The organism is Gordonia sp. G4 (genome assembly GCF_057770005.1).
This window is the reverse complement of record NZ_CM173442.1, coordinates 2,698,784-2,716,163: the sequence shown is the minus strand read 5'-3', so window position 1 is coordinate 2,716,163 and position 17,380 is coordinate 2,698,784. Positions and strand designations below refer to the sequence as shown.

The 17,380-nt window shown below is 67.7% G+C and carries 17 protein-coding genes, 1 pseudogene and 1 riboswitch; of the genes and pseudogenes, 10 read left to right on the top strand and 8 right to left on the bottom strand.

The window, feature by feature from the left end:
• Nucleotides 1-126 precede the first annotated feature (126 nt).
• The 5 genes from AC3B5T_RS12155 (at nt 127) to AC3B5T_RS12135 (ending at nt 5,334) form a co-directional block, all read left to right on the top strand.
• On the top strand, nt 127-1,254 hold the full coding sequence (locus AC3B5T_RS12155) for an ABC transporter ATP-binding protein (RefSeq protein ID WP_488358728.1): 1,128 nt from the start codon (nt 127-129) through the stop codon (nt 1,252-1,254).
• Nucleotides 1,251-2,633, top strand: coding sequence for an ABC transporter substrate-binding protein (locus AC3B5T_RS12150; RefSeq protein WP_488358727.1), 1,383 nt, complete (start codon nt 1,251-1,253; stop codon nt 2,631-2,633). Before AC3B5T_RS12155 ends, AC3B5T_RS12150 begins: the two co-directional genes overlap by 4 nt.
• Complete coding sequence (locus AC3B5T_RS12145) at nt 2,630-3,487, top strand: metallophosphoesterase (RefSeq protein WP_488358726.1); 858 nt, start codon at nt 2,630-2,632, stop codon at nt 3,485-3,487. Before AC3B5T_RS12150 ends, AC3B5T_RS12145 begins: the two co-directional genes overlap by 4 nt.
• 1 nt (nt 3,488) lies before the next feature.
• Nucleotides 3,489-4,466: a carbohydrate ABC transporter permease gene (locus tag AC3B5T_RS12140; protein ID WP_488358725.1), complete on the top strand. Its 978-nt coding sequence runs from the start codon at nt 3,489-3,491 to the stop codon at nt 4,464-4,466.
• A 139-nt stretch (nt 4,467-4,605) separates the two neighbouring features.
• Nucleotides 4,606-5,334, top strand: a complete 729-nt coding sequence (locus AC3B5T_RS12135) for a carbohydrate ABC transporter permease (RefSeq protein WP_010844563.1) — start codon at nt 4,606-4,608, stop codon at nt 5,332-5,334.
• Nucleotides 5,335-5,487: 153 nt separating this feature from the next.
• Here AC3B5T_RS12135 and AC3B5T_RS12130 read toward each other — a convergent pair.
• From AC3B5T_RS12130 to AC3B5T_RS12105, 6 genes and pseudogenes are all read right to left on the bottom strand, one after another.
• Nucleotides 5,488-6,309: pseudogene (locus AC3B5T_RS12130) on the bottom strand (LysR family transcriptional regulator); the annotation flags it as partial.
• A 115-nt stretch (nt 6,310-6,424) separates the two neighbouring features.
• Nucleotides 6,425-7,255 (bottom strand): DUF2786 domain-containing protein, encoded by an 831-nt coding sequence (locus tag AC3B5T_RS12125; protein ID WP_488358724.1) that lies wholly within the window; start codon nt 7,253-7,255, stop codon nt 6,425-6,427.
• A 10-nt stretch (nt 7,256-7,265) separates the two neighbouring features.
• Nucleotides 7,266-7,964, bottom strand: a complete 699-nt coding sequence (locus AC3B5T_RS12120) for a YoaK family protein (RefSeq protein WP_488358723.1) — start codon at nt 7,962-7,964, stop codon at nt 7,266-7,268.
• A 52-nt stretch (nt 7,965-8,016) separates the two neighbouring features.
• Nucleotides 8,017-8,475: a VOC family protein gene (locus tag AC3B5T_RS12115; RefSeq protein WP_488358722.1), complete on the bottom strand. Its 459-nt coding sequence runs from the start codon at nt 8,473-8,475 to the stop codon at nt 8,017-8,019.
• Nucleotides 8,472-8,948, bottom strand: a complete 477-nt coding sequence (locus AC3B5T_RS12110; protein WP_488358721.1) for a helix-turn-helix domain-containing protein — start codon at nt 8,946-8,948, stop codon at nt 8,472-8,474. Before AC3B5T_RS12110 ends, AC3B5T_RS12115 begins: the two co-directional genes overlap by 4 nt.
• A 38-nt stretch (nt 8,949-8,986) precedes the next feature.
• Nucleotides 8,987-9,259 (bottom strand): excalibur calcium-binding domain-containing protein, encoded by a 273-nt coding sequence (locus AC3B5T_RS12105; RefSeq protein ID WP_488358720.1) that lies wholly within the window; start codon nt 9,257-9,259, stop codon nt 8,987-8,989.
• A gap of 185 nt (nt 9,260-9,444) precedes the next feature.
• Here AC3B5T_RS12105 and AC3B5T_RS12100 point away from each other — a divergent pair, with 185 nt between their 5' ends.
• A complete protein-coding gene (locus tag AC3B5T_RS12100; protein WP_488358719.1) occupies nt 9,445-10,329 on the top strand; it encodes an alpha/beta hydrolase in 885 nt (294 codons plus the stop codon).
• Nucleotides 10,330-10,332: 3 nt separating this feature from the next.
• Here AC3B5T_RS12100 and AC3B5T_RS12095 read toward each other — a convergent pair whose 3' ends face one another.
• Nucleotides 10,333-11,286 carry an L-lactate dehydrogenase gene (locus AC3B5T_RS12095; RefSeq protein ID WP_488358718.1) on the bottom strand — a complete coding sequence of 318 codons (954 nt, stop codon included), beginning with the start codon at nt 11,284-11,286 and terminating at the stop codon, nt 10,333-10,335.
• Nucleotides 11,287-11,405: 119 nt separating this feature from the next.
• Nucleotides 11,406-11,587: riboswitch (cobalamin riboswitch) on the top strand.
• A gap of 47 nt (nt 11,588-11,634) precedes the next feature.
• Between AC3B5T_RS12095 and AC3B5T_RS12090 the strand changes: the two genes are divergently transcribed.
• The 4 genes from AC3B5T_RS12090 (at nt 11,635) to AC3B5T_RS12075 (ending at nt 16,504) form a co-directional block, all read left to right on the top strand.
• Complete coding sequence (locus AC3B5T_RS12090; RefSeq protein WP_035718205.1) at nt 11,635-12,714, top strand: FecCD family ABC transporter permease; 1,080 nt, start codon at nt 11,635-11,637, stop codon at nt 12,712-12,714.
• Nucleotides 12,711-13,541, top strand: a complete 831-nt coding sequence (locus AC3B5T_RS12085) for an ABC transporter ATP-binding protein (protein WP_488358717.1) — start codon at nt 12,711-12,713, stop codon at nt 13,539-13,541. Before AC3B5T_RS12090 ends, AC3B5T_RS12085 begins: the two co-directional genes overlap by 4 nt.
• A gap of 82 nt (nt 13,542-13,623) precedes the next feature.
• The gene (locus AC3B5T_RS12080) at nt 13,624-14,649 is read left to right on the top strand and encodes an ABC transporter substrate-binding protein (RefSeq protein WP_488358767.1); all 1,026 of its coding nucleotides are present in this window, start codon (nt 13,624-13,626) and stop codon (nt 14,647-14,649) included.
• Between the two features lie 199 nt (nt 14,650-14,848).
• Nucleotides 14,849-16,504 carry an HNH endonuclease signature motif containing protein gene (locus AC3B5T_RS12075; RefSeq protein WP_488358716.1) on the top strand — a complete coding sequence of 552 codons (1,656 nt, stop codon included), beginning with the start codon at nt 14,849-14,851 and terminating at the stop codon, nt 16,502-16,504.
• A 100-nt stretch (nt 16,505-16,604) separates the two neighbouring features.
• Here AC3B5T_RS12075 and rplA read toward each other — a convergent pair whose 3' ends face one another.
• Nucleotides 16,605-17,321: a 50S ribosomal protein L1 gene (gene rplA / locus AC3B5T_RS12070; protein WP_010841971.1), complete on the bottom strand. Its 717-nt coding sequence runs from the start codon at nt 17,319-17,321 to the stop codon at nt 16,605-16,607.
• Nucleotides 17,322-17,380: the final 59 nt, after the last annotated feature.

Sequence of the window (17,380 nt, the reverse complement as noted above, 5' to 3'; positions counted from 1 at the left end):
GTGCGCCGACGGCGACCGACACTGGCTGAGCAAGTCGAGCCACGTGAGAGGGGCCGGAGTGAAGCGCCATGAGTCATCCCCCAACCGCACCCAAATCGGGTCGCCTCGATCGCGAGCGTCTCGCCGGTGAGCCGGATCGAACTGAGTGGACTGACGATGGAGTTCGGCTCGACCCGCGCACTCGACGCGGTCGACCTCGACATCGCCGACGGAGAATTCATCGTCTTCCTCGGACCAAGTGGTTGTGGCAAGTCGACGCTGCTGCGGCTGATCGCCGGCCTGCTCGAGCCGAGCGCCGGCGCGGTCCGGATCGACGGCCGCGATGTCACCGGCCTGCCACCCCGGGAACGCCGGCTCGCGATGGTCTTCCAGAGCTACGCACTGTATCCGCATCTGACGGTCGCCAAGAACATCGCATTTCCACTGAGGGCACGCCGGATGCGACGCAAGGACATCGCGGAGCGGGTCACTCGTATCGCCGGGACCGTGCAACTGCGCGAACTCCTCGAGCGTCGACCAGCCGATCTGTCCGGTGGTCAGCGCCAGCGCGTCGCACTCGCTCGGGCCATGGTGCAGGAGCCGGGTGCATATCTGATGGACGAACCCCTGTCGAACCTCGATGCGCAGTTGCGTGCGGCCACCAGGACAGAACTCATCGATCTGCACCGCCGGATCGGATCGACGTTCCTCTACGTCACACATGACCAGGTCGAGGCCATGTCGATGGCCACGCGCATCGTTCTGCTCAACCGCGGCGGCATCGAGCAGGTCGGCACTCCCGACGAACTCTACGACCGTCCCGAGACGACCTTCGTCGCAGCATTCCTCGGGGCACCGCCCATGTGTCTGTTCGACGCAACCACCACCGCCCGTGCCGGTGAGATCGTCCTGCGCGCAGAAGGACTCGACATCCCACTCGGCCTGGCCGCACCGCCCGGCTACGCCGATCAGGTGGTCACCGCGGGGATTCGACCCGAGAAGCTGCGATTCGATCCCGCCGGAGCCATCGGCGCACTGGTCCACGCCGTGGAGAACCACGGCAGCGACGAGATCGTCCACCTCCGCGCCGGCACCATCGCCCTGCAGGCGCGAATCGCCCGCCCCGGCCGAATGCGGGAGGGCGACCACGTCCGGGTGACCGTCCCCGTCGACGACGTCCATCTCTTCGACTCCCCCTCGGGGCGCCGGCTGCGCTGGTCGGAGACGCTCGAACCCCTTGACCACCATCTGAGCCTTCAAGGAGCACCGTCATGAGACCCACGAACTTCGTCCGCCGCGCCTGGACCGTCGCGGCCCTCGGCACAACGGTCCTTGTCGCGCTGTCCGCGTGCGGCATGGGAGCCTCATCCGAGAGCAACTCATCCGCGCGCGTCCCTGAACTCGCCCCCGGCCAGCAGGTCACGATCGTCTTCGAGAGCTACAACTACGGCCTCGCCGGCGCATGGACGGACACCTTCAACACACTCATCGCCGACTTCGGCGAAAAGTATCCCAACATCACCGTCAAGGCGCAGAAGCCACAGGGCAACAGCCCCAACCCCGCACGCGACGCCATCTCGAGCGTGCAGAAGCAGTCGGTCGCCGGCAGCCCGCCCGACGTCGCGCAGCTCGGGTTCGGCGACTTCGGTTTCGTCGTCGACCAGCTCGGCGCGCAACCCCTGTCGACCCTCTTCGGTCCCGACGCCATCGAGCAGGCATTCGGCGGCGAGCACCCGTACGCGGAAAGCGTCCGAAACCTCGCGGTGTCCGACGACATCACGTTCGGTATCCCATTCGTCATGTCGACGCCCGTCTTCTACTACAACGCGGACCTCTTCCGCCGTGCCGGTCTGGATCCGGAGAAGCCGCCCCGCACCTGGGACGAGGTGCGGACGGCTGCGGCGGCGATAGCCGACAGGACCGGCGCGGGCGGCGTCTACATCGACTGTCTGACGAAATCAGCCACCGACTGGTGTTATCAGGCGCTCGTGGGATCGGCAGGAGGACAGGTCATCTCCGATGACCGGAGCACCCTGTCATTCGCCGACCCGGCCGCGGTCGAGGCCACCGGGATGGCACAGCAACTCGTCGAGATCGGGGCCACACCGGCGTACACCCAGCAGCAGGGATACGAGGCGTTCACGCGCGGCGACATGGGCATGATCCTGGAGAGCAGCTCGATGCAGTCGACGTTCCTCAAGGGCGCATCCGGCAAGTGGGAGCTGCGCGCAGCGCCGATGCCCGCCTTCGGAGGGCAACCCACGGTCCCGACGAATTCCGGTGTGGCCCTCTACGCTTTCGCCAAGGATCCCGCCAAGCAGCGCGCTGCCTGGCAGCTGATCCAGTACCTGACCGGCAACGAGGCCTTCACCACGATCGCCAAGGGCATCGGCTACCTACCGTTGCGCACGGGACTGGTCGACGACCCTGCCTATCTCGCCGGCTGGGCCGAACAGAACCGCGACCTACTCGAGCCGAATCTCGAACAGCTGCAACGTCTCGAGCCCTGGGTCTCGATGCCGGGCAACAGCTACAAGCAGATCCAGGGAAATCTGATGACGGCAGTGGAGAAGATCGTCTACCAGGGCGCCGACCCGCACACTGCCCTGAGCGAAGCCCAGCGGTTGTCGACGAGTCTGATGCCGGCGCAATGAGCACACCGACCTGCACCATCGTGCAACTGACCGACACCCACATCGTGGCACCGGGAGAGCTGGTCCGAGGCGTCGTCGACACCGCGGACAACGTGCGCGCCGTGCTCGAGCAGATCGTCGGATCGGGCAGGAACGTCGACGCATTGCTGCTGTCCGGTGATCTGACCGACGACGGCGACATCCGGGCCTACCGGAGGCTGCGCGATCTCGTCGAACCGGCGGCCGCCGCACTCGACGCCGAGATCATCTACGCCATGGGGAATCATGATGTGCGAGAGAGCTTCCGAGCCGGACTGTTCGATGATCGCGGTGATCCCGATCGACCGCATGACACGGTGCACCTCCTCGGCAGCACTCGCGTCATCACCATGGACAGCACCCGACCGGGCCGTCACGAGGGCTGGCTCGACGACGACCAGTTGTCATGGCTGCGTTCGGAGTTGGCGCACGCCGCACCGGCCGGTTGCACAGTGCTCGTGCTGCATCATCCACCACTGAGATCGGCCCTCCCGCCGATCGACGGGTTGCGTCTACAGCATGCCGCCCGACTGGGCGACATCCTCCTAGGGTCGGACGTCAAGATGATCGTGTGCGGACACTCTCATCTGACCGGCAGCGGTTCCCTCGCCGGGATACCGGTATGGGTCGGACCCGCGTTGTCCTACCGCCTCGACACCTTCGCCCCCATCGGCAGACACCGCGGCGTCTTCGGATTCGGTTTCAGCCGTATCGATATCGTGGACGGTACCGTCGTCGCAACGGCCGTCGAGGCGACCCCGTCCCAACCGGTGTACGACGTGTCGGAGAGCGAAATACTGGCCAGACTCCGCGATGTCGCCCGCCAGGGGACGTGACGTGTTCGTGCTCGATTCGGAGGTTGCACCCCCAGTACGGGTCGATCCGGCTCCCGCATCGGCGATCACCGAGACCGGCAGACAGCGCCACAGCCGACGCCGGCGGCGACTCGGGCGGTCGGCATTGCCGTATCTGTATCTGTTGCCGGCGATCGCGATGCTCGCGGTCTGGATCTACCGCCCGCTGGGCCAGGCCGTCCAGTTGTCATTTCATTCGTGGAATCTGCTGCCCACCAGTGAAATGGTCGGTGTAGGTGGAGCAAACTATCGGCGGCTCGCCGAGATACCGGCGGTCGGTGACTCGCTGCTGCGCACCGGCGAGGTGATACTCGGACTGCTTCCGTTTTCGGTCGTCGTCCCGGTCATGGTCGCTTTCGCGGCCCGAGGGATCACCGGCCGGATACGCACCGTGTACCAGGCCGTCATCTTCGCGCCGTTCCTCGTGGCCCCCGTGGCGTCGGCGGCGGCATGGCGCTGGCTCGCGGAACCCGAAGCCGGCGTGATCAACCGCACCCTCGGCCTCGAGGTCAACTGGATCAACGACACCCGCACCGCCCAGCTCGCCATCATCGTGATCACCGGTTGGCACATCATCGGGTTCGCGGTCCTGGTCGTGTCCGCCGGAATCGCCAACGTGAACCCCGATTACGACGAGGCCGCACGCGTCGACGGAGCGACGCGGGGCCAGATCGATCGGTGGATCACTCTGCCGCTGCTGTCCCCTTCCCTGCTTCTGCTCACCCTGCTGACGGTGATACTCAGCGCCCAGTGGACGTTCCCTCTCATCGACACCCTCACGCAGGGCGGCCCGTCCGGCTCGACCACCAATGTCTACTACTTGCTGTGGGAGTACGGTTTCCAGACTTTCGACGCCGGTATGAGCGCGGCGGTCGGCGTGGTCGCGTTCGTCCTGTTCGGACTGCTCGCCGCCGGCTTGATGCGCCTCACCGAGAAAGTGACCTTTCATGACGACCGATGAGCTGCGGGCACCCGACTCCCCTGTTTCCCGGTCCGCCACAGGGGTACGCCCCACCACCGCATCGACCCGCCTGGCTACGGTTCGAGGCCACCTCACACTGGCTGCCATCGCCTTCACCTGCGGGTTCCCCATCTACTGGATGGTCGCGACGTCGCTACGTCACCCCGACGACCAATACTCGCTGGCCCCGCTGCCATGGCCGTTGTCGATCCAGAACTATGCCGACGCGGCGGCTCAGACCGACGTCCTCCGCCTGCTGTTCAACACGTTCGCGGTCGCCACCGGATCCACGGTCGCGCAACTGCTCATCGCGTTACTCGCCGCCTACGCGTTCGCGATGTTCGATTTCCCGTTCAAACGCGTGTTGTATCTGGGATTCGTCGGCACCTGGCTGGTGCCGTTCCAGGTCACCATGCTCCCGAACTACGTCCTTCTCCAACAGCTCGGCCTCCTCAACACGCTTGCGGGCGTGGTGATGCCGACGCTGTGCTCGGCGCTGGCCGTGCTCATGCTGCGCCAGCACATGGACTCGTTTCCCAAGGAACTCGTCGCCGCCGCCGAGATGGACGGCCGTTCATCGTGGTCGATTCTCTGGAGAGTGGTGGTCCCCAACCTGCGGCCCGCACTGGCCGCGTTGGGTCTGTTGCTGTTCATCAACGCCTGGAACGAATACTTCTGGCCGGCGGTGGTCCTACAGCGCACGAGTTCGGTCGTGCAGCTCGGACTGCGCAGTTTCATGACCGCCGAGGGCACCAACTGGGGCGCGATGATGGCGTTGGCCGGGATGACCTGTCTGCCGGTGTTCGTACTGTACCTGGCCCTGCAGCGGCACATCGTGAACGCGTTCGTCCGGTCCGGACTGAAGTAGGGCGACACCTGTGAGAAGAGAGGTGGATTCGGCACGGCGGCCGTCCATCACGGTGCTCCGGACGCGGTGGGCGCCAGAGTCGGTGTCGGGGTCGAGGCAGTCCAGGAAGTTGACGAGCGCGGGACTGGTGTCATCGGCGCGCCACACCGCATAAAGGTCGACGACCGGAACGGGATCGAACAGCTTCACCGCAACCGGATCCGAGCCGGAGACCCCACGTCCGACGACCACTGCGCGCGGCAGCGACGCGAACCCGACCAGGTTCTTCACCGAGACCATGTGCGCGGTGGCACCCGGATCATCCGCGTTCTGTGCGATGGTCATCTCGATCCCGGCGTCGTCCGCCGCGCCGAAGATCGAGTCGTACATCGCCGGTGTCTGGGCTCGCTGGAAGAGCAGACAGCGCTCGGAAGCGAGTTCGGCGAAACGGACACTCGGACGCCCTGCCCACCTGTGCCTGCGGCCGACGATCGCCACGATCGGAATGTTCGCGATGAGCCTCCGCGAACGGAACTCGTGCGTGTGCGGTCGGCCGTACATCAGCGCGAGATCGAGGGTGCCGTCGGACAACCCCGTCAGTTGCGGACCGGTCCGCTTCTCCCACAACGAGATCGAGATGTCGGGATACGCCTCGCTCATCCTCGCCATGGCACGGGGCAGGACGTGATGATCGGCCGGCAGGTTGTAGCCGACGTTCAGCGAGCCCGAGATACCATCCGCGGTCGACTTGGCACTGGTCGCCGCCTTCTGCAGCTGTTGCAAGATGAGTCTGGCGTGCTCCTCGAAGGCCACCCCCGCCGATGTCAGCCGCACCTCGTGCGAACTACGTGCCACGAGCTGGACACCCACGGTCCGCTCCAGCTTCTGGAGCTGGGCGCTCAGCGACGGTTGTGTGAGATGGAGCCGCGCCGCAGCCCGACCGAAATGGAGTTCCTCCGCGATCGCGATGAAGGAGACCAGGTGCCTGAATTCCACGGTTTCCCCCGAAGGTCACGTTCACGACGATTCTCTGTCGCCCACGCTAGCGGTGACACCTAATACCCGGTGAACAGCATGTGAATGCCTGCGGGCGACATCGAGCACCGTTGGTTCAACCCTCCAGCGCGCCTCGGGCGCCGCCGAACTCGCGGTCGGCACCGATCTTCGCCCGGCGTCCCGCATGGTCACCGGCCCGGCGTGCGGCCTCGGAGTAGCCGGCGGACGCACTCGACGGACGCCAGGTGCCGCGGGCGCTCGACTCCGTCCGGTAGAAGTCGGTCACCTCGATCTCCTTGTTGCGCAATGCGACCGCCGTGGAACGGGTCGACTCACCGGAATCGCGTTCGGCGGCGATGGCCTCGTCGCGCGCCGCGTCGCGGGCCTCGACGAGGCGCTTGCCGATGCGCTCGGCGAACGCCGACTGGAAGTTGAGCCGGGCGGTGATCGGTGACAACGGCTTCTCTTCGACGACGCGGCGGGCACGCCACCCGCTTCCCCGGGTGACGACCCGCGCGAACGTCTCGCCCTTGTAGGCGCCCGACCGCAGGTAGGCGTCACTGGCCGCGACCATCTGCACGATCAGCGACGTGTAGAGGGCTTCGCAGGCGTCGATGTCGGCTTCGTAGCCGTAGGCGAGCACGAAGGTCGAATTGCTCGCGACGTCGACCGTCACGTCGTTGGCGGCGGTGATCGCGACGAAGAGCTGGACGTAGGTGCGCAGGCCGCGTTTACCCGGTTCGCCGATGGCGATCTGGCGGCTGACCGGGGTGACCTTCTTGCGCGCGGCGGGGTCGTGGGCCCGCGCCACGGCCAGGTCGATCGACGATGCGGTGGCAAGCCGCTGGGCAGCCTGCATGAAGGTCTCCGCCTCGTGCTCGTTGTCGGTGTTCTCCGCCTGACGGAGAAGTGCGGAGATCCGGGTGAGCAGCTTGTCGTCGCGCATATGTTTCAGACTATCCAGCGGCCCGTTCGGTTCCATCCGAGCGCGAATTGCCTCGAGACGACGTCTCGGCGACGCGAAGTGCCAGGGCACCCACGGAGATCAGGACCCCGACCCACAACCCGGCCACTCCCCACTGCCGTTCCGCGAATCCACCGCACACCGCGCCGAGCACGAACACCGGCCACATCCAGAACACCGACAGCCACGCCCACGGCCGATCGGTGCCCAGCGACGCGACCAGTTCGTGCGCGGACTTCACCAGCGTGCCGGTGACGTAGGTCAATCCGCCCTGGACGGTCGACGTGTGCGACAGCGCGGAGTTGATCGCACCGGTCGCCACCGCCACGACGATCATCCCGGCGGTCGGCGATGCGGTGAGCGCGACGACGGTGCCGACGAGGAGCGCGACGGTCACGGCCACGAGAACCCAGACCGGCGAGCGCGCGACCCAGCGACTGATCGCGGCACCGCCCACGGCGCCGCCGAAGAACGCCGCGACGAGTCCGGCGACGAGAGCGATCGTCGACCATCGGCCCGCCGACGTCGACTCACCCAGGATGGTGGAGTTGCCGGACATGAAGGCGACGAAGCTGCCCTTCAGCACGACGAACGCGATGGCGTCGACCAGTCCGGCCACGAACAGCAAGGCCGCGGCGATCGCGACGTCCGGGTGTCTGCTGCTCAGGTACCTGTCGAGTCGGGCCGCCATGGGCACGAATCTAACGCCCGCGCGTCCGGTCAGGCTGTTCGACGGCCCCTGGTCACCTGCCCGGCGCCCACCGCGCGATGTCCTCGTCCCCCACGGGCCGATCCTCGACAGCCCGCTGGGTCATCCGCAGCGGATTCCCGAATGGATCCCGAAACGCGCAGTCGGTGCCGTAGGGCTGGTCTTCGGGGTCCTGGGTGAACTCGACGCCGCGTGCGACGAGGGCCGCGTGGGTGCCGCGGCAGTCGTCGGTGGACAGGATCGTCACCGGCATCGCCCCCTGCGTCACGAGGTCGCGGACCTTGTCGGCCGTCTCGCCGGACAGCGCGGGCGGCCCGGGCTTCTCGAGGAGGATGAGCCTGTCGGGCTGCCCGGGCGGCGCGACCGTCAGCCATCGCATGAACCCCATGTCGACGTCGGTGTCGACCGTGAAACCGAGTGTCCCCACGTAGAAGTCGAGCGCGACATCCTGGTCGAGGACGTAGATGGAGTGGATGCCGATGCCGTTGATCACGGTTCCGACGATACGACCGCCCGTGCCGCCCGCGCTTCTCCGAAATCGCTCACTTCCGACGACGTCGGGACATCGGCGACCGCATCGGCCGGCCGGGTCCAGCGGCGCACATGACACCCGGGCACGGGAAGTGGCACCACATTCGCCCGGTAGGTGGTGGGACTGCAGCCGACGACCCGGGTGAACGTCCGGCCGAAGGTGCCGGGACTGTCGTAGCCGACGCTCAGCGCAATCTCGAGCACCGGGCTGTCGGTGGTCCGCAGCAACGCGCAGGCTCGCTCGATGCGCCTGCGCTGCAGGTAGCGGTGCGGCGTCTCGCCGAACACGGCCCGGAACCGGCGGATGAAATGCGACGACGACATCACCGCGATGCGGGCGAGCGTGGCCACGTCGAGATCGTCGGCATAAGCGCGGTCGATGGCGTCGCGCGCGCTCAGCAACCGTCGGTTCTCGGCCTCGCGCGGGGTGAACATGTCACCCAGTGTCGCCGATGTTCGGCGCTGACGGTTGATCAGCGTTTCTCGCAGGCGATCCCGTCCTTGTCGCGATCGCTCTCGCTGTTGGCGTCGTAGAGAGCGTCGTCGACGGTGAACGTCGTGACCGGGGTGCCCGACGTCGAGTCGACGGCACCCGTCTGGCCCACACCATGCGGATGATCGGCGTTGAGTGCTGAGCAGTTGGCGTAATCGGTCGCCGCCGACGCGGGTGCCACCACCATCAGCGGGGCGGCCGTCATCGACGCCGCGGCCAGGAATCCGAGGACCATCTTTCGCGAGCAACGCATCGTGCTTGACCTTCTTCTGTGTGTCCCCCGACACCTCATCGTGACGAGGTGACCTTACGGGGTCACGTTGTCGACAAGCGCGCTCATGGCGAAGATTGGTCCGGCCGACGGACAGGCGGGCTGTTGTCTGACAACGCGTGTTGATACAGTCCGCCCGAGAAACGCACACGACCAGCGGGGGAACAATGATCAGGAACGACGTCGAGTTCGATTCGTCGGGGACGACGTGCCGGGCCTGGTGGTACCGCCCCGACGGCTCCGCCCCCGCACCGGTGATCGTGATGGCACACGGCCTCGGCGGGGTCCGGCAGATGCGGCTCGACGCATTCGCCGAACGGTTCACCGAGGCCGGATACTCCTGTCTGGTCTTCGACTACCGCCACTTCGGTGACAGCGACGGCGAACCGCGTCAGCTCCTGTCCATCCGCCGCCAGCTCGACGACTGGGCCGCGGCGATCGCCTTCGCGCGACGCCTCGACGGCGTCGACTCGTCACGAATCGTGTTGTGGGGCACCTCCTTCGGCGGCGGCCATGTCCTCGTGGCTGGTCGCCGCGACGGTCGGGTCGCCGCAGTGATCTCCCAGTGCCCGTTCACCAGCGGGATCGCGTCGACCGCCGCGCTGGGTGTGGTGTCCGGCGCGAAGGTGACCGTGCGCGCGCTCGCCGACATCGTCGGGTCGGCATTCGGCCGGCCGCCGGTGACCGTGGGGCTCGCGGGCGAACCGCGAACCGCGGCGCTGATGACGGCCCCGGACGCGGTGTCGGGATATCTGCCGCTCATCCCCGAGGGCCTCGAACTGCCCAACGAGGTCGCCGCCCGTGTCGGCCTGACGATTCCGTTGCACTCCCCCGGCCGGGCGCTCAAAGACCTCGACTGCCCGACCCTGCTGTGCGTGTGCGACGGGGACACCGTGGCTCCCGCGCGCCCGACGGTCGAATACGCGCGGCGCGCGCCGCGGGCCCGGGTGATCCGGTATCCGGTGGGCCACTTCGACATCTACATCGGCGACGACTTCGAGCAGGTCGTCGGCGACCAGCTCGAGTTCCTGCGCGCAACCGTGCCCGTCTAGGTCCTACAACCCGAATCGCGCCTGCATCGCTCGCAGCGTCTCCGCCGACGCCAGCAGTCCCGCGCGTTCCGAGTCCGACAGCGGGACGTCGAGCCGGGTCTGCGCACCGCCTCGGTCGACGACGGTCGGCAACGACAGGCACACACCCTCGAGCCCCTCGATGCCGTCGGCGCGTGTCGACACCGGCAGCACCCGGTGCTCGTTGTTCACGATGGCTTCGACGATCCGCGTCGTGGCGAGCCCGATGGCATAGTTCGTGGCACCCTTGCCCTCGATGATGGTGTAGGCGGCGTGCACGACCTCGTGGTGGATGCGTTCGCGCGCAACGGCATCCAGCGCCGGCCGGCCGGGCAGCGGTTTCCACGACGTCAGCGGCACCCCACCGATCGTCGCCGAACTCCACAGCGGGATCTCGGTGTCGCCGTGCTCGCCGGCGATGTAGGAGTGCACGCTCTGCACCGCCACGCCGCAGTGCTGTGCGAGGAGGAAGCGCAACCGCGACGAGTCGAGCACGGTGCCCGAACCGAAGACCTGGCTGGGTGAGAGACCGCTGATCTCCTGGGCGGCGTAGGTGACGATGTCGACCGGATTCGTGACCATCACATAGATGGCGTTCGGGGCCACCTCCAGGACACCCGGGAGGATGGCGCGGGTCAGACCGATTGTCGCCTCGGCCAATTCGAGGCGGGACTGACCGGGCTTCTGCTTCGCACCCGCGGTGAACACCACGACGTCGGCGTCCGCGCACACCGACACGTCGTCGGATCCGATGATGTCCGCCCGCGGGACGAACTCGAGTCCGTGGGACATGTCGAGCACTTCGGCGGTCACCTTGGCCGCGTTGATGTCGAGGAGCGCGATCGTCCGCGCCACCCCGCGGATGAGGGATGAGTAGGCGATCGCGGTACCCACCGCACCCGCCCCGATGATGGCCAGTTTCGTGTCTCGTGCATCCATCGGTTCACCGTTTCCGCCGTCACGTCGCCAGGTCGTCGCGTCCAGCCTAGGCGGTGACACCCGGGATGTCCGGGCACGGCGACCGACCCGCGCCGCGCCCGGCTCGGGTGGATGTTGATAGCCTCACGACCGAGAACGGTCGCACCTGCACGCGCGGGTGCCGGGGAACCTGGTGCGAATCCAGGACTGGCGCGCAGCGGTATGGGGGACGGAACCGGCACGAAGCCACTGGGGAGACCCGGGAAGGCGCCGGTTCCGAACGAACCCGAGTCCGAATACCCACCGCTCTCGCTCGAGTCCACCGTGTATCTCGCGCACAGATACCCAGACCGTAAGGCCGTACCCGCCGTGTCCCGTCGTACCGTCGGCACGACCGAGATCGCCACCGCTCCGCCGGTTCGGCGACTCCGTTCGACGCCGCTAGCCGCAGTTCTGCTCGTCCTCACCCTCCTCAGCATCGCCCTGGCCACGGCGTTCGGCGCCGAGACCATTCCCGTCGCCGACGTGTGGCAGACCGTCGTCGGTCGCCTCACCGGTGCGGAACCCGACACCGCGCATGCCGTGATCATCTGGGATCTCCGTCTCCCCCGGTCCGTCCTGGCCGCGCTCGTCGGCGCCGGCCTCGCACTGGCCGGCGCTCTCATGCAGGCCCTGGTCCGCAACCCGCTGGCCGAGCCCTACCTGCTGGGCGTGTCGGCAGGTGCGGCGGTCGGGGCCACCGCCGTCATGACCCTCGGTGTGCTGGCCGGCCTCGGGGTGTGGTCGCTGTCCGGCGGGGCGCTTCTCGGCGCACTCGCGGCCACCGTCACGGTGTACCTGGTCGCCCGCGCGCAGGGCGGGTTGACCGCGCTGCGACTCATCCTCTCCGGCGTGGTGTTGTCGTCGGCCTTCATGGCGCTCTCGTCGCTGCTCGTGTTCACCGCCGCCGATCCGCACGCCGCCGACAACGTGATGTTCTGGATGCTGGGCAGCGTCGCCGGCGCCACGTGGGCGAAGGTGCAGATCGCGGGGGTGGTCGTGCTGGTCACCGTGATGGCGATGCTCGCGATCCATTCGTGGCTCGACGCCTATGCGGCCGGCACGGACACCGCGACGTCACTGGGGGTACCGGTCCGCGCGATGCGCAACGCGCTGTTCGGGATTCAAGGCGTCCTCGTCGGCGTCCTCGTCGCGGTGGCGGGCGGGATCGGTTTCGTCGGGCTCATCGTTCCCCACGCCGCCCGGTTGCTCGTCGGCGCCACCCACCGCGCGATGCTGCCGGTGGCGGTCTGCGGCGGGGCGCTGTTCCTGGTGTGGGTCGACGTCATCTCCCGGGTCGCCGCCGCGCCTCGGGAGATGCCTCTCGGTATCGTGACCGGGCTGATCGGCGCACCGATCTTCCTGTTCCTCATGGGTCGACGCCAGTACGTGTTCGGCGGGGGCTCATGACCGACGCACCCCGACACCCGTCGATGGCGTTGCGCGCGAACGCACTCGCGTGCCGGCGAGGCGGGCGCGTCATCCTGCGCGATGTCCACCTCGACGTCCCGGCGGGCACCCGACTGGCGATCGTGGGTCCCAACGGCTCGGGCAAGACCACCCTGCTGCGCACGCTGTGCGGTCTCGAACGCCCGGTCGCCGGCACCATCGACGTGGGCGGCGACGATCTGCACCGCATCCCGTCACGGCAACGCGCGCGGTCGATCGCGGTGGTCGGTCAGGAAGAACAGCCCTCCGCCGAACTGACCGTCGCCGAAGCGGTCGGACTCGGCCGGACCCCGTACCGGTCGGCCTGGTCCACGGGGAGTTCCGACGACTCGACGGTGGTCGCCGACGTGCTGGCGCGGGTCGGCCTCGACGGCTGGGGCACCCGCTCGTGCACCACCCTGTCCGGCGGCGAACGGCATCGCGTCGTCCTCGCCCGTGCACTCGCACAGCAGACCCCGATCCTGGTGCTCGACGAACCCACCAATCACCTGGACGCCGCCTGGCGCCTCCGGCTGATGGACATCCTCGACGAACTCGACGCCACCGTCCTCGCGGCGATGCACGACCTCGACCTCGTGCTACGCCACTTCGATTCCGTCGCAGTGGTTTCCGATGGCGGCGTGGTCGCCCACGGCCGACCTGTCGAGGTCTTGACGCCGGATCTGCTGGCCAACGTCTTCGAGGTGTCCGGGACTGTCGTCACGCACCCGTCGACGGGTCTGCCGCACCTGCTGCTCGACACCCCGACCTCATCTGTGCCCCGAACCCGCTTGTCCCCCGAGCTCTGACGAAAGTCACCCCGTGAGAGGAAAACCCTTGAGTACACGTACCTTCCGAATCCACCCGACCGCAGGCGTCCTGGTCGCCGCGTTGACCCTGGGCGCTGTCACCGCCTGCGGAACCGACAGCACCGCCGCGTCGGAAAACACTGTGACCGTGACCAATTGCGGAACCGACGTCGCATTCCCCCAGCCCCTCGATCGACTGTTCGTCAACGACGGCGGCATGATCGCGATCGCACTGGCGGCGGGCGCCCGGGACAGCATGGTGGCGGTCAGTGCGCTCGCCCGCGACAAAGACGTCCTGCGGCTCGAGTACGGACCTCAGGTGGACACGCTCAACGAGGTCGCGGCCGAACGCCCCACTCTCGAGAACATCGTCGCGGCCGAACCCCAGGTGCTCTACGCCGGATACAACTACGGTATGAGCGAGTCCCGCGGGATCACGCCGGAGATCCTCGCCTCCCACGGCATCGACGTGTACCAGCTGTCCGAGGCATGCCGGCAGGTGGAAGGCGAGGCCCAGCGCGGCACCATGGACCCGTGGGTCGCGCTCGACACCGATCTCCGCAACATCGGCACCATCACCGGCAACCCGGATCAGGGCGCCGCTGCGGCCGACGAAGTGTCCGATCGCCTCGAAAAGCTCCGCGCCGCTCCGCAACCGGCCGACAAGCCCACGGTCTTCGTCTTCGACAGCGTCTCCGACACCATCTTCTCCTCGGGGTCCTACGGCGGCCCGCAGGGCATTCTCGACGCCGCCGGCGCCCGCAACGCGACGGAGGACATCCAGGACACCTGGACCGCCGTCAGCTGGGAACGCCTCACCACCGCCGACCCCGACGTCATCGTGTTCGTCGACTATCCCGGCCAGTCGGTCGACGAGAAGATCGCCGCGCTCCGGTCGAACCCGGCGAGCCGAAACCTCAAGGCGGTGCGCGAGAACCGATTCGTGAACCTGCCGTACGCGATGTGGGTGTCGAGCCCACTCAACATCGACGCCGCCGAGATCATGCGCAACGTCCTCGAGAACCACGGTCTCGCACCGGAATCCGAGATCACCCCGACCCTCGACGTCGCGCAACTGGACCTCGGGGGCAACAACTGGCTGGAGTGAGGCCGACGTCGGGCTTGCGGCCCCGTGGACCACGCAGCCTTCGTGGATACGGGCCTCGTCAGCAGCCCTATCATAAGCCACCGACAGACCGCCGTCGCTCAATAGCTTTGCACAACAGAGATTTTGGCGTGGTGGTGCGTCTACTTCGGTGTACACTCGAACGTACATTCGCAGCTACGGTTCTCGGGGGGTGACCGTCATGGCCGACACCACGCACATCGACGGTTCGCTGCCCACGTCGCGGGCGCCCGAACTCCTCGCCGAACTGCACCGGCTGATCGGTGAACTACAGACCGTCGACCTGAGCGCGTGTTCGGATACCGAACTCGTCGACGTCGCCGCCGACACCGAGAAAGCGATCGCCCGCCTCACCTACGCCGGTGACCGGCAGATGGTCACCATCGCCGACCGCGACCTACCCCATCGCACCGGATACCGCTCCATCACCGCGTTCATCACCCACCGACTGAGGGTGTCCGACCCGATGCGCCGCAACAACCAGCGTGAGGCGACCGCCACCCACCTCACCCACACCGGCGAAGCACTGCCACCCGAACACCCCACCCTCGCCGAGGCGTTGGCCGACGGCCGGGTCGGCACCGCCCACGTCCGGGCCGTCATCGATGTCCTCGACCAGATCCCTCATGGTGTCGACCACGATGTGAAAGTGGCTGCCGAACGACAGATGGCCGAGATCGCCGAAGCCCACACCCCCGCCGACATCACCCAACTCGGCGCGCGCCTGCTCGCCCACCTCGACCCCGACGGCACCCTGGCCGACGACACCGAACGCAAACGACGCCGCAACCTGTGGATCGGCCGACAACGTGCCGACGGCACCGCCAAGATATCGGGCACCCTGACCCCCGAACTCGTCGCCCGACTCACGATGATGTTCGCGGTCTGGGGCAAACCCGGACTCAACAACCCCGACGACCCCGCCTCACCGCGCGGACCGGCCGGCACCGCCAACCCCGACGCCCTGGCCACCGCAGCCGACCGCGACCAACGCACCCCCGCCCAGACAAACCACGACGCCCTCGACGCCGCACTCACCGCCGGTTTCGCCGACGGCACACTCGGCACATCGCACCGCGGCCTGCCCGTGCAGCTGATCATCAAAGCCGACCTCGGCGACCTTGTCCGCGAAGCCGGCCTCGCGACCACTGCCACCGGAACCCTGCTACCCATCCCCGATGTCATCGCGCTCGCCGCCGACGCGCAACCATGGCTGGCGGTGTTCAAAGACGCCACCACCGTCCCGCTGCATTTCGGGCGCGGCAAGCGTCTGGCCACCCGCGAACAACGCCTCGTCTCCTTCGCCCGCCCCGACGGCGAAGTGTGCTCGGCACCCGGGTGCGATCAACCCGCCACGCACGTGGAACTCCATCACGCCCACAAGGATTGGGCCAAGGGTGGTCTCACCGACATCGACGACCTCGCCCCGGCCTGCCCGCGGCACAACCGCATGGTCGGTGACCAGCCCGGCCAGTACACCACCCGGATCGCACGGTCCGGGCCCGACGAAGGCCGCTGCGTCTGGCGATTGAACACCGAACCCGGCGCGCCACCCAACCCCGAACACATCAACCGCCGACCCGACATACCCCGGCGGTTCACGACACATTTGAACACCGTGCGCGACGAGATTCACGGACCGACCACCCGGCCCGGCGACCAGGCGCGCCCAGACCAGTCGCGCCCCGACGCCATCGGCCACGGCGACCGCGGCCGACGCCTCGAACTCGCCTACCGACAACTCGTCCACCCACCGGCACCGCCGGAGCACCTCACCACCCAACCCCTGACCCCAGTCGAAGCAGCCCTCACACGCATACTCGCCGACCACGCGTGAGTGCCACCCAACGCTGCGAGCGGACCACGCAGACACAACACGAGGGGCCCGGCATCGGAATGCCGGGCCCCTCGTGGGTGTCAGTGCGCCTGATGCGAGATCAGGCCTGCGGTGCCTCCGCGAAGTTGCGGGCGACCGCCGGGTCAACCGGGATGCCCGGGCCCGTGGTGGTCGAGACGGTGACCTTCTTGATGTAGCGGCCCTTGGCTGCCGACGGCTTGGCGCGCATGATCTCGTCGTAGGCGGCGCCGTAGTTCTCGGCCAGCTTGGCCGGATCGAACGAGGCCTTGCCGATGACGAAGTGCAGGTTGGCTGCCTTGTCGACGCGGAAGTTGATCTTGCCGCCCTTGATGTCGTTGACGGCCTTGGTGACGTCGGTGGTCACGGTGCCCGTCTTCGGGTTCGGCATCAGGCCGCGCGGTCCGAGGACACGCGCGATGCGGCCGACCTTGGCCATCTGATCCGGGGTGGCGATCGCGGCGTCGAAGTCCAGCCAACCGCCCTGGATGCGCTCGATCAGGTCCTCGGCACCGACCTCGTCGGCACCGGCGGCGGTGGCCTCGGCGGCCTTGTCGCCGGCGGCGAACACGATCACGCGGGCAGTCTTACCCGTGCCGTGCGGCAGATTGACGGTGCCTCGAACCATCTGGTCTGCCTTACGGGGGTCGACGCCCAGGCGAATCGCGACCTCGACGGTCGCGTCGGTGTTCTTCGACGACGTGTCCTTGGCGAGCTCCACAGCCTCCAGCGGGCTGTACAGCTTGGTCTTGTCGACCTTCTCGGCCGCGGCCGCGTAGGCCTTGCTCTTCTTGCTCATTGCTCTGTTCCTTCTCCGCACTCGAACGGCGGGGTGTGTGGTGCGGGCCGAGCCGGCCC